Genomic DNA, 11,793 nt, shown 5'->3' with positions numbered 1-11,793 from the left:
CGAGGTCGGTGGGGGCGCGGGGAACTGCGCAGTCCGGGGTGGCTGTCCGTGCTACCAGGGCCGACCCCGGGTTCGTACGGGCAGCCACATCCGGATCGCGCAGTTCCCCGCGCCCCTGACTTGGCTCGGCCTTCCCGGGATCGTGCAGTTCCCCGCGCCCCCGCCGGGTGTGCCCGTACTGTTCGTGGCATGACCGAATTCAGTGTTCCGATCACCGTCCGCGGCTACGAGACCGACTCCCAGGGCCACCTCAACCAGTCGGTCTACCTGCAGTACGCCGAGCACGCCCGATGGTGCTACCTGGAGAACGCCGGCATCCGGCAGGCCGACCTGCTGGCGAAGGGCGTCGGCCCGGTCGTGCTGGAGACGACCGTCCGCTACCGGCGCGAGCTGCGGGCCGGCGAGGAGGTGGCGGTGAGCTGCCGTTTCGTGTGGGACGGCGGCAAGACCTTCGGTGTCGAGCAGACCATCGTGAAGGCGGACGGCACCCTCGCCGCCGAGGTCACCGGAGTGGGCGGCTTCCTCGACCTGACGGCCCGACGGCTGGTCGAGGACGCCCGGGAGCCGATGCGCGCCCTGGCGGCGGACCCGGCGGCACTGGGCCTCTGACACCCGCCGCAGGCTCCCCTCACCAGGCCGGGGCCGCCGCCAGCAGCCGTGCACGGACCTGTGCGACGGCGGCCGGTTCGGCGGACCCGGCCCGTCCGACCAGCCAGGCGGTGTTGATCGGCGGGTCCTCCGGTTCGTGCAGTGCGACCAGTGCCCCCGAGGCGAGGTCGGCCGCGCACAGGTAGCGCGGCAGGACGGAGACCCCGGCGCCGCCGGCCACCGCGGCGGCCACCCCGCGCAGATCGGGCACCACGGCCGCGGCCGGTCCGGTCAGCCGGGTGCCGAACACGTGCCGCCAGTAGCGCCGCGCGATCGGCAGGTCCTCGGCGTAGGTGACCAGCGGTACGCCGCGCAGTGCGGCGGGGCCCTCGGCGGCGACCCGCCCGGCACCGATCCGGGCGGCCCAGGCGGGCCCGGCGACGAGGACGAACTCCTCGTCGGCGAGCGGGACGGCGTGCAGGGCCCGCCCGCGCGGCCGGGAGGTGGCCACGACCAGGTCGTAGCGGCCGGCCCGCAGGCCGGCGAGCAGGTCGTCGGTGAGCCCGGAGGTGACGCGCAGCCGCAGTCCGGCGCCGATCAGCGGGGCGAGCGCGGGCATCGCGCAGACGCCGAGGAACTCGGCCGGCCCGGCGAGGTGGACGGGCTCGGCCGGGGCGCCGTGGTCGGCGCTGCCGCGTTCGGCGACGGCGGCGAGGGCGTCCAGCGGGGCGGCGATCTCGGCGGCGAGGGCGTCGGCCGCGCTGGTGGCGGTGACCCCGCGCGGCAGCCGTTCGAACAGCGGCCTGCCGAGCTGCCGCTCCAGGGTGCGGATCTGTGCGGTGACGGTCGGCTGGGAGAGCCGCAGCAGCCGGGCGGCGGCGGTGAAGGAGCCGGAGCGGTGCACGGCGAGGAAGGTCCGCAGCAGTCCGAGGTCGAGCGGTCCGGGGGCGTCACCACTGGGCATGCCCCGCAGCCTAGGGCCTGCCCGCGCAGAGGGAGCGTCCGCGGCACCCCGCCGGGGTACCGCGGCCGCTCCCGTGAGGCTCCGCTCAGTCCTGCCGGTACACCGCCAGCGCCCAGATGACGAAGATGTCCAGGGCGATGATCACGATGCTCCACAGCGGGTAGTAGGGCAGCCACAGGAAGCTGGAGATGAGGCTCAGCGAGGCGACCGCGATGCCCGTGTACCGGGCCCAGGCCATGCCGCGGAGCACGCAGAGCCCGACGAGGGCGACCACCAGGCCCAGGATGATGTGGATCCAGCCCCAGGAGGTCACGTCGAACTTGAAGACGTAGTTCGGCGTGGTGACGATCAGCTCGTCCTGCGCGACGGCGACGATCCCCTGGAACAGGTCGAGGAGACCGGTGACCAGCATCACCACGCCGGCGAACAGCACCAGGCCGGTGACCCAGCCGCTGTTCTGACGCGGTGGCAGGCCCCCCGTGGCGGGGCCCGGAGGGACGGAGGTGGAGGCCATGGCGATCTCCCTTTCGGAGACGTAGGGATGTCCCGACCGTCCGTCCGGTCGCCGGGCCGGGCAACCGGGGCTGGGCTGTCCGGGTGCCGGGTGCCGGGTGCCGGGAGCCGCGGCCGGGGAGCCGGCTGCGCCCGGTATGGAGTACGCCCGCTGTCGGGCCCGGGCGGGCGCCCGTAGGGTCCGAGGGGATGCTGTCGGACGACGCGAGAGGTGCCCTCGGTGGCTCTGCACAACGCTCAGGAACCGGCGGCCGACCCGGCCGTCGACATCTTCGCCTCGCCGCTGAGCGAGCGGCCGCTGCCGAAGCGGGCCATTCCGGACTTCCCGGCGCCGCCGTCCGTGGTCTTCCAGCTGCTGCGCAACGAACTGCTGCTGGACGGCAACGCCGCGCAGAACCTGGCGACCTTCTGCACGACCTGGGCGGACGACGAGGTCCGCCGGCTGATGGACCTGTGCCTGGACAAGAACATCGTCGACAAGGACGAGTACCCGCAGACCGCGGAGATCGAGTCGCGCTGCGTGAACATCATGGCCGACCTGTGGCACGCGCCGGCCGGCGCCGAGGGGGCCAACGCGGTCGGCTGTTCGACCACCGGCTCCAGCGAGGCGGCGATGCTCTGCGGCCTCGCGCTGAAGTGGCGCTGGCGTGACCGGCGCAAGGCCGCCGGGCAGTCGACCGAGCGCCCGAACCTGGTCTGCGGGCCCGTCCAGGTGTGCTGGGAGAAGTTCGCCCGGTACTTCGACGTGGAGCTGCGCCAGGTGCCGGTGGAGCCCGGTGCGACCGGCCTGCAGCCGCACCAGCTGCGCGAGTACGTCGACGAGAACACCATCGGGGTCGTGGCGATCCTCGGCGTGACGTACACCTGCACCTACGAGCCGGTCGCGGAGATCGCCGCCGAGCTGGACCGCATCCAGACGGAGACCGGCATCGACGTGCCGCTGCACGTGGACGCCGCCTCGGGCGGGTTCATCGCCCCGTTCCTCCACCGCGACCTGGTCTGGGACTTCCGCCTGCCGCGGGTCTCCTCGATCAACGCCTCGGGCCACAAGTACGGCATGGCCCCGCTCGGCGTCGGCTGGGCGCTGTGGCGGGACAACGACGCGCTGCCGGACGACCTGGTCTTCCACGTCTCCTACCTCGGCGGCGACATGCCGACCCTGGCGCTGAACTTCTCCCGCCCCGGCGGACAGGTCGTCACCCAGTACTTCATGTTCCTGCGCCTCGGCCGGGAGGGGTACCGGCGGGTCTACCAGGCCTGCGCCGACACCGCGCAGCACCTGGCCCGGCAGGTCGCCGAGATGGGCCCGTTCACGCTGCTGTACGACGGAGTCGGCGCGCTGCCGGCCGTCTCCTGGACGCTCACCGACCCGGACTCGGTCGGCTGGAGCCTGTACGACCTCTCCGACCTGCTGCGGATGCGCGGCTGGCAGGTCCCCTCGTACCCGCTGCCGCCGGACCGGCAGGAGACGGTCATCCAGCGCGTCCTGGTGCGGCACGGCGTCGACCGCGACGAGATCGAGCTGCTCGCCGAGGACATGCGCAGGGCGATCAAGCGCCTCGAACAGGGACACCCGCACGAGGCGGACCGCGTCGGCTTCCACCACTGAGTACGGTGGGGTCGGGGGTCGGACGTCGGGACGAGCGAACGGGAGGCCGATGGTGGCGGGCGACGACGGGTTCGACAGGTACCGACCCAGTGCGGTCGGCGAGATGCTGCGGGACCGGCCTCCGATGGCCCGCGAACTGCCGGTCTTCGAGCCCGACCTGGCACCGGCCGAGCCGGGACCGCTCTTCGTGGACTGGTTGGTGGAGGCCCTCGAGGCGGGCGTGCTCGACCCGCAGGTGATGACGCTCTCGACGGTCGACGCGGACGGCGTGCCCGACGCCCGGGTGCTGGTGCTGCGGGACGTCGACGCGGCCGAGGGCGCCTGGTTGTTCGCCGCGGAGGCCGACAGCCCGAAGGGCCGTCAACTGGCGCTCAGCCCGATGGCCGCGCTCAGCGTGTACTGGCCGCCGCTCGGCCGCCAGGTCCGCGTCCGCGGCTCGGTCGAGGCCGCACCGCCGGCCGTCTCCGCGGAGGAGTTCCGCGGACGCTCGCCGGGCGCCCGGGTCGCCTCGCTGGTCGGACGGCAGAGCGAGCCGCTCGGGTCGCTCGCCGCGTACGACCTGGCGGCCGACGAGGCCCAGCTGCTGCTGGACGCCGACCCGGAGCTGGTGGCCGCGGGGCACACGGTGTACATGCTGCGCGCCGCCGAGGTCGAGTTCTGGCAGGGCGACCCGAGCCGGCGGCACGTCCGGCTGCGGTACACCCGCACCGGCCTCGGCACCGGCCGGATCGCCTGGACCAGCACCCTGCTCTGGCCGTAGGGGAGCAGCACCGCGAAGAGGCGCGGGGAACCGCGCAGTTCCCCGCGCCCCTGATCGGCGCCTCCCGACTGTCAGGCCGCGGTGCCGGCCAGGACCCGGGCTGCCGGGTCCTGTTCCCGGGCGGCTGTCGGGGCGGGGCGTCGCAGGCCCTTCAGCAGGATCACCAGGCCGGCGGTGACGACGGTGCCCGCGGCGATCGCCACCAGGTAGAGCACCGGGTTGCCGATCAGCGGCAGGACCCAGATGCCGCCGTGCGGCGCCCGCAGGGTCGAGCCGAAGGCCATCGTCAGGCCGCCGGCGACCATGCTGCCCGCCATCGCGGAGGGGATCACCCGCAGCGGGTCGGCCGCGGCGAACGGGATCGCGCCCTCGGTGATGAACGAGGCGCCGAGCACCCAGGCCGCCTTGCCGTTCTCCCGCTCCTCGCGGGTGAACAGCCGCCGCCGCACGGTGGTCGCCAGGGCCAGGCCCAGCGGCGGGGTCATGCCGGCGGCCATCACCGCGGCCATCACCTTCAGGCTGCCCGCGTCCGGCACCGAGCCCGCGGTGGTCAGCGCGCCGGCGGCGAAGGTGTACGCCACCTTGTTGAGCGGGCCGCCCATGTCGAAGGCCATCATCGCGCCCAGCAGCAGGCCGAGCAGGATCGCGTTGGTGCCCGACAGGCTGTTCAGCCAGTCCGTCAGCCCCTTCATCGCGGAGGAGATCGGCGAGCCCAGCACCACGAACATCAGGAAGCCGACCGCGGCCACCGACAGCAGCGGGATCACCACCACCGGCATGATCCCGGCGATCGCCCGCGGCACCTTCCAACCGGTCATCCAGCGCACCAGCAGGCCCGCGATCAGACCGGTGACGATGCCGCCGAGGAAGCCCGCGCCGACCGCCACCGAGACCGCGCCGCCGACGATGCCCGCCGCCAGCGCCGCCCGGTCCGCGATCGCGTAGGCGATGAACCCGGAGAGGATCGGCACCAGGAAGGCGAAGGCCGCCGCGCCGGTCTGGAAGAGCAGCGCCGCCCAGCTGAGGTGGGACGTCCAGTCGAAGTGGCCGACCACCGACGGCGCCGAGGAGATCGTGTAGCCGCCGATCGCGAAGCCCAGTGCGATCAGCAGTCCGCCGGCCGCGACGAACGGGATCATGTAGCTGACGCCCGTCATCAGGTAGCCGCGCAGCCGCTTCGCCCAGTGCTCCTGCCGCTGCACGGGCGCCGGGGCGGCGGCCGGCTCCGCGGTGCGGGCGGGGGCGGCCGCGGCGAGCGCGACCGCCTCGGCTACCAGCTCGTCGGCCCGGTTGACGCCGGCCTTCACCCCGGTGTCGACCGTCGGCAGCCCGGCGAACCGGGCCCGGTCGCGGACCTCCACGTCGTGCGCCAGGATCACCGCGTCCGCGGCGGCGATCACCGCCGGGTCCAGCGGGGTCGAGCCCGCCGAGCCCTGGGTCTCCACGTGGATGGTGGCACCGGCCCGGGCCGCCGCCTGCTCCAGCGCCCGGGCGGCCATGTAGGTGTGCGCGATGCCGGTCGGGCATGAGGTCACCGCGACCAGCCGCGGGCCGCCCGCCGAGGGTGCGGCGGTGGAGGCGGGCGCCGGGGCGGCGGTCGCGGCGGGCTCCGGCGAGGGGGCCGGCTCCTCGTCGTTGACCAGGGCGGCGACCGCGCTCGGGTCGGTCGCCGTGCGCAGCGCCCCGGTGAACTCCGGGTCCATCAGCCGCCGGGCCAGCGAGGCCAGGATCTGCAGGTGGGCGTCGTCCGCGCCGTCCGGAGCGGCGATCATGAAGACCAGGTCGGCCGGCCGGCCGTCCGGGGCGTCGAAGTCCAGCCCGCGGGTGCTGCGCCCGAAGGCCAGGCTCGGCCGGGTGACGTGGGCCGAGCGGCAGTGCGGGACGCCGATCCCGTCGCCCAGGCCGGTCGGCGCCTGCGCCTCGCGGGCGGCCACGTCGGCGAGGAAGCCGTCGAGGTCGGTGACCCGCCCCTCGGCCGCCAGCCGCTGGGCCAGGGCGCGGAGGGCCTCCGCCTTGTCGTCGGGGGCGAGGTAGAGATCCACGAGCGCAGGTGTGATCAGTCTGCCGTTGTCGCTCATCGTGTCGGTCCTTCACCAGTCGTGCATAGGTGCGGTGGTCGGTTCCTGTTGCCCCCAGGTCCTTCCGATCGGCCGTGCGCGACGGCCGTGCGCGTCTGCGGCCCTCGCGGCCGCGCCCGGTTCAGCGGCCCAGCGGCAGCTCCCGCGGCACGTCGGCGGTCACCACGACGGTGTCCGGTTCGAGGTCGGCCGGGATCGGCATCACGCTGCCCGGAAGCCGGACGGCCGCCGCGCCGTGCGCCAGCGCCGAGGCCAGCGCCTTCGGCCCGTTGCCTCCGGCGCCGAGGAACCCGGCCAGGGAGGCGTCGCCGGCGCCGACGTCGCTGCGGACCTCGTCCACCGGCGCCGTGCCGTACCAGGAGCCCTCCTCGGCGACCAGCAGCATGCCGTCCGCGCCGAGGCTGGCCAGCACCTGCTGGGCGCCGAGCTCGCGCAGCCGCTCGGCCGCGTCGAGGGCCGCGCCGAGGGTGGTGACCGGACTGCCGACCGCCTCGGCGAGTTCGTCGAGGTTCGGCTTGACCACGTCGGGGCCGGCCGCCAGCGAGGCCAGCAGGGCCGGGCCCGAGGTGTCCACGGCGATCCGGGCGCCGCCCAGGTGGGCCTCGGCGACCAGGTCGGCGTACCACTCGGGCGCCAGGCCGCGGGGCAGGCTGCCGCAGCAGGCCAGCCAGTCCACGTCCGCCCCGGCGGCCTGCCGGCGGACGGCGCCGAGCAGCGCCGCCGACTCCTCGGCGGTCAGCTGCGGCCCGGGTGCGTTGATCTTGGTGAGCGGGCCGTACCGCTCGACGACCGACACGTTGATCCGGGTGTCGCCGGCGACCGGGACGGCCGCCACGTCGATGTCCTGGCGGTGCAGCAGCTCCGCCAGCAGCCGGCCGGGCGCGCCGCCGAGTGGCAGCACGGCGGCGGTGCGGTGACCGGCGGCGGTGAGCGCCCGGGCCACGTTCACGCCCTTGCCGCCCGGGTCCAGCCGGTCCCCGGTGGCCCGGTTGACCTCGCCGCGGGCGAGCTCGGACAGCTCGTAGGTGCGGTCGAGGCTGGGATTGGGGGTGATGGTGACGATCATGCGCGGATCACTTCCGGTCCGAGTTCTTCGATCTCCGCGGCCTGCCGGTCGGTCAGCCCGCTGTCGGTGACCAGGACGTCGACCTGCTCCAGCGAGCCGAACCGGGCGAAGTGCCGGGTGCCGTACTTCGAGGAGTCCGCGACGAGCACGATCCGGTGCGCCCCGGCGACCATCGCCCGCTTCACCGCGGCCTCGGCGAGGTCCGGCGTGGAGAGGCCGCCCTCCGGCGAGAAGCCGTTGGTGGCCACCACGGCCACGTCGGCGTGCACGTCGGCGAGCGCGCGCAGCGCCCAGTCGTCGACGGCGGCGTGGGTGCGGTGCCGGAGCCGGCCGCCGACCAGGTGCAGCGAGAGCGAGGGGTGGTCGGCCAGGCGGGCGGCGACCGGCAGCGCGTTGGTGACCACGGTCAGCGTGCTGTCCGCGGGCAGCAGCGCCGCCAGCCGGGAGACGGTGGTGCCGGCGTCCAGCAGCACGCTGCCCTCGGCGGGCAGCAGGGCCAGCGCGGCGCGGGCGATCCGCTCCTTCTCGTCGGCGGCGGTCGAGTCCCGCTCGGCGAGGCCGGGCTCCAGGTGCAGCGCCCCGGCGGGCAGTGCCCCGCCGTGGACGCGGCGCAGCAGCCCGGCCCGGTCGAGGGTGCTGAGGTCGCGCCGGATGGTCTCCTGCGTGACGTTGAACTCCTCGGCGAGCGAGGGGACGTCGACGCGGCCCCTGGTCTGGGCGAGCTGCAGGATCTGCTGCTGGCGCTCGGGAGCGTACATGTGGGATCGGGTCCGTTCATGTCTGTTTACGCCTGGTTGACTCCGACGATACGCCCCGGCCGTGGAAAAGCAAGAGTCCGAGCATGTGGGATTTCTGCCCGATTACGTTGACATGCTGAGTGAACCGGGCGTAAAACCAAATGAAACCCACCCGGTGACGGGTGCGTGACCACCCCCGACCGCCCGGTACCCGCGGACCGCCCCCACCGCCGGTACCGGGCCCGCGGCCCCATCCGGACCGCCCGTTCGGGCACTTCCGGACGCACCCCGTGAACCCGAAGGACACCCCATGCCCCAGCTCCTGGTCACCGTCGGCTCGCAGAGCGGCCTGCACGCCCGACCCGCCTCCCTCTTCGTCCGGGCCGCCGCCCGGCAGAGCGTCAAGGTCGGCGTCGGACGCCCCGGCCAGACCCCGGTGGACGCCCGCAGCCTGCTCTCCGTCCTCGCCCTCGCCGCCGGCCACGGCGACACCCTGCAACTCACCGCCGACGGCGAGGAGGCCGCCGCCCGCGCCGCCCTCGACGAACTCGCCGCCCTGCTCGCCGACGACCTGGACGCCGTCCGGTGACGGCCGCCCCGCTGCACGGCATCGGCGTCGGCCGCGGCAGCGCCGCCGGGCCGGTCGCCCGGGCCGCCCCGCCCCCCGTGCTGCCGCCGGCCCGCCCGGTCACCGACCCGGCCGCCGAGAGCGCCGCCGTGCGTGCCGCCCTCGCCGCCGTCGCCGCCGACCTGGAGGCCCGCGCCGCCCGGGCCGGCGGCGCCGCCGCGGACGTGCTCACCGCACAGGCGATGATCGCCGCCGACCCGGCGCTCGCCGACCGGGCCACCGGACTCGTCGCCGCCGGCACCGACGGCCCGCACGCCGTCACCGCCGCCTACCAGGGCTTCCGCGAGGCCCTGCTCGCCGCCGGCGGCTACTTCGCCGAGCGCGCCGCCGACCTCGACGATCTCCGCGACCGCGCGGTCGCCCGGCTGCTCGGACTGCCGATGCCCGGCCTGCCCGACCCCGGCCATCCGTACGTCCTGGTCGCCGACGACCTCGCCCCCGCCGACACCGCCGAACTCGACCCCGCCCGGGTCCTCGCCCTGGTCACCGTCCGCGGCGGCCCCACCAGCCACACCGCGATCCTCGCCAAGGCCCTCGGCCTGCCCGCCGTCGTCGGCTGCCCCGGCGCCGCCGGACTGCGGGACGGGCGGACGGTGCTCGTGCTCGCCGCCGACGGCGCCGTCCACCCGGATCCCGCGCCGGAGGCCGTCCGGCACGCGGCCGAGCGGCAGCGGGCCCGCCGGGAAGCGGCCGCCCACAGCTCGGGGCCCGGACGCACCGCCGACGGGCACCCCGTCGCGCTGCTCGTCAACCTGGGTGCCGCGCACGAACTGACCGCCGCGGCCGCCGCCGACTCCGAGGGCGTCGGCCTCTTCCGCACCGAGTTCCTCTACCTCGACCGGGCCGAGGCCCCCGGCGCCGCCGAGCAGACCGCCGCCTACCGGGCCGTCTTCGAGGCCTTCGCCGGACGCCGCGTCACCGTCCGCACCCTGGACGCCGGCGCCGACAAGCCGCTGCCCTTCGCCACCGCCGCCGACGAGGAGAACCCCGCCCTCGGCGTCCGCGGCCTGCGCACCGCCGCCCGCGACCCGCAGCTCCTGGAGACCCAGCTCGCCGCGATCGCGGCCGCCGCCCGCGGCAGCGGCGCGGACGTCCGGGTGATGGCCCCCATGGTGTCGCTGCCCGCCGAGGCCGCCGCCTTCGCCGGCCGGGTCCGCGCCCACGGCCTCGCCCTCGCCGGGGCGATGGTCGAGGTGCCGGCCGCCGCACTGCGCGCCGACCGGCTCGCCGAGGTCTGCGACTTCCTCAGCATCGGCACCAACGACCTCGCCCAGTACGCCTTCGCCGCCGACCGCACCCTCGGCGCCCTCGCCGAGCTGCTCGACCCCTGGCAGCCGGCCCTGCTCGACCTGGTCGCGGCCACCGCCGGGGGCGCCGCCGCGCACGGCGTCCCGGTCGGCGTCTGCGGGGAGGCGGCGGCCGACCCGGACCTCGCGCTCGTCCTCGTCGGCCTCGGCGTCACCGGGCTGTCCGCCGCACCCTCCTGCCTGCCCGAGGTCCGCGCCGCGCTCGCCGGGCACACCCTCGCCGACTGCCGCCACCTCGCCGGGCTCGCCCGCAGCGCCCCCGACGCGGCGACCGCGCGGGAACGGGTGCGCGGATCGCTGCGGACGGCCGAGGGCTGAGCCGGCCCGTCGGCCCCGCCCGTCAGCGGTGCGTCAGCCGCGCCAGGCGGGGGCCGTCGCCAGGGCCCGGAGTTGTTCGACGGTGAGGGCGGGGGCGCCCGGCAGGAAGGTGCGGGCGTCGGGGCCGTTCCACTCGTCGACGGTCACCCGGGTGCCGTCCGGGTGCAGGGCCTCGGCGCCCCACTGCACCTCCGGGCCGTCCGTCCCGTCGGACTCCCGGTGGCCGCCGGCCACCACGGAGGTGCCGTCCGCGGTGTGCGTCAGCTCCGGGCCGCGACCGGACTCGAACGTCTTTCGCGGATCGGACTGCTCGCCCTCCTGCCAGTGCGGCTCGACCTCGACGGCCACCCAGCTCGTCCGGCCCTCCAGCGAGACCTGCAGCCGCACCCGGCCCGGCATCGCGAGGCCGTCGGCCGGGCCCGCCGCCGCGCCGGCCGGCAGCAGCTTCGCCACCGCGTCGTGCAGCGCTGCCGTTGCCGGCAGGGTCACCCCGGGGCGCGGCGCGTCGGTCGCCTGCACACCGCCGAAGCCCACGTCCCAGGCGGTGCCCCGCAGTACCGCGACCGCCTGCTCGCCGGTGAGCGGCGGCTCGCCCCGGCCGCTCCGGTCGAACGAGTCGATCCGCACCTGGCGGCCGTCCGGGTGGGTCCAGCTCGCGACCATGGTCTTGCCCATGCCGGCCTGCTCGGGCAGCAGCACGTTGACCATCAGGACCGATCCGTCCGGCTCCACCGTGCGGTTGCAGCTCTCGGTCGGCCGCTCCGACGGGTCGAAGCAGTGCGTACCGAGGGAGGACTCCCTCACCGGGGTCGTCACCCGGTCGAGCGAGAGCGTGACCTGCCCCGCGCCGCGGGCCGTGGCGATCTCGACGACGGCGGACGGCCCCGTCTTCACGTCGCCCTCGTTCCCGGTGAAGCCCATGGCGCTGGTGACGTGGCCGTTCGGCAGCAGCGAGACCAGCGCGTCGCGCATGTACTCCCCGCTGACCGAGGACCAGGGCTGTGCGGCCGGTGCCCGGCCGCCGTGCAGGGCCGGCAGCGAACCGGCGGCCAGCACGGCCGCGGCGACCGCCGCCGCCGCGGCCAGCACGGCGGCCCGGCGCCGCCTGCGCCGGCGCGCCCCGCGGGTCGCCGCACCCTGCGCGAAGGCCAGGGCGTTCGGCTCGGGGGCCAGTTCGGCCGCCGACCGCAGGGCGGTGGTGAAGCTCTCCTCGACGGGCATCGTC

Annotated in this window: 11 protein-coding genes; 5 read left to right on the top strand and 6 right to left on the bottom strand. The window is 75.7% G+C overall.

The window, feature by feature from the left end:
* Positions 1-189: 189 nt before the first annotated feature.
* Positions 190-609, top strand: a complete 420-nt coding sequence (locus AB0442_RS20880; protein ID WP_366164422.1) for an acyl-CoA thioesterase — start codon at positions 190-192, stop codon at positions 607-609.
* 19 nt (positions 610-628) lie between these two features.
* Here the strand turns inward: AB0442_RS20880 and AB0442_RS20875 are convergent, their stop codons facing one another.
* A complete protein-coding gene (locus tag AB0442_RS20875) occupies positions 629-1,552 on the bottom strand; it encodes a LysR family transcriptional regulator (protein ID WP_366164421.1) in 924 nt (307 codons plus the stop codon).
* Positions 1,553-1,637: 85 nt separating this feature from the next.
* Positions 1,638-2,066: a hypothetical protein gene (locus AB0442_RS20870; RefSeq protein WP_363548339.1), complete on the bottom strand. Its 429-nt coding sequence runs from the start codon at positions 2,064-2,066 to the stop codon at positions 1,638-1,640.
* A 225-nt stretch (positions 2,067-2,291) separates the two neighbouring features.
* On the opposite strand from AB0442_RS20870, the gene AB0442_RS20865 reads away from it, so the two are divergent.
* The gene (locus AB0442_RS20865; protein WP_344624179.1) at positions 2,292-3,674 is read left to right on the top strand and encodes a glutamate decarboxylase; all 1,383 of its coding nucleotides are present in this window, start codon (positions 2,292-2,294) and stop codon (positions 3,672-3,674) included.
* Between the two features lie 49 nt (positions 3,675-3,723).
* Complete coding sequence (locus AB0442_RS20860; protein ID WP_366164420.1) at positions 3,724-4,434, top strand: pyridoxamine 5'-phosphate oxidase family protein; 711 nt, start codon at positions 3,724-3,726, stop codon at positions 4,432-4,434.
* 71 nt (positions 4,435-4,505) lie between these two features.
* Here AB0442_RS20860 and AB0442_RS20855 read toward each other — a convergent pair whose 3' ends face one another.
* The 3 genes from AB0442_RS20855 to AB0442_RS20845 all read right to left on the bottom strand — a co-directional run bounded on the left by AB0442_RS20855 (position 4,506) and on the right by AB0442_RS20845 (position 8,336).
* Entirely contained in the window at positions 4,506-6,512 is a 2,007-nt protein-coding gene (locus AB0442_RS20855; protein ID WP_366164419.1) for a fructose-specific PTS transporter subunit EIIC, read from the bottom strand.
* A gap of 121 nt (positions 6,513-6,633) precedes the next feature.
* Positions 6,634-7,578, bottom strand: coding sequence for a 1-phosphofructokinase (pfkB, locus tag AB0442_RS20850; protein ID WP_366164418.1), 945 nt, complete (start codon positions 7,576-7,578; stop codon positions 6,634-6,636).
* Positions 7,575-8,336, bottom strand: a complete 762-nt coding sequence (locus AB0442_RS20845; RefSeq protein ID WP_363548332.1) for a DeoR/GlpR family DNA-binding transcription regulator — start codon at positions 8,334-8,336, stop codon at positions 7,575-7,577. The genes pfkB and AB0442_RS20845 overlap by 4 nt, the downstream gene beginning before the upstream one ends.
* A 289-nt stretch (positions 8,337-8,625) precedes the next feature.
* On the opposite strand from AB0442_RS20845, the gene AB0442_RS20840 reads away from it, so the two are divergent.
* Together AB0442_RS20840 and AB0442_RS20835 are read left to right on the top strand one after the other, a co-directional pair.
* On the top strand, positions 8,626-8,904 hold the full coding sequence (locus AB0442_RS20840; protein WP_366164417.1) for an HPr family phosphocarrier protein: 279 nt from the start codon (positions 8,626-8,628) through the stop codon (positions 8,902-8,904).
* Complete coding sequence (locus tag AB0442_RS20835; RefSeq protein WP_366164416.1) at positions 8,901-10,568, top strand: putative PEP-binding protein; 1,668 nt, start codon at positions 8,901-8,903, stop codon at positions 10,566-10,568. The genes AB0442_RS20840 and AB0442_RS20835 overlap by 4 nt, the downstream gene beginning before the upstream one ends.
* Before the next feature lie 33 nt (positions 10,569-10,601).
* On the opposite strand, the gene AB0442_RS20830 is transcribed toward AB0442_RS20835, so the two are convergent.
* Positions 10,602-11,789: a hypothetical protein gene (locus AB0442_RS20830; protein WP_366164415.1), complete on the bottom strand. Its 1,188-nt coding sequence runs from the start codon at positions 11,787-11,789 to the stop codon at positions 10,602-10,604.
* Between the last annotated feature and the right edge of the window lie 4 nt (positions 11,790-11,793).

This window comes from Kitasatospora sp. NPDC085895, from assembly GCF_040702125.1.
GTDB lineage: Bacteria > Actinomycetota > Actinomycetes > Streptomycetales > Streptomycetaceae > Kitasatospora > Kitasatospora arboriphila.
This window is presented reverse-complemented; position numbering and strand designations above follow the sequence as displayed.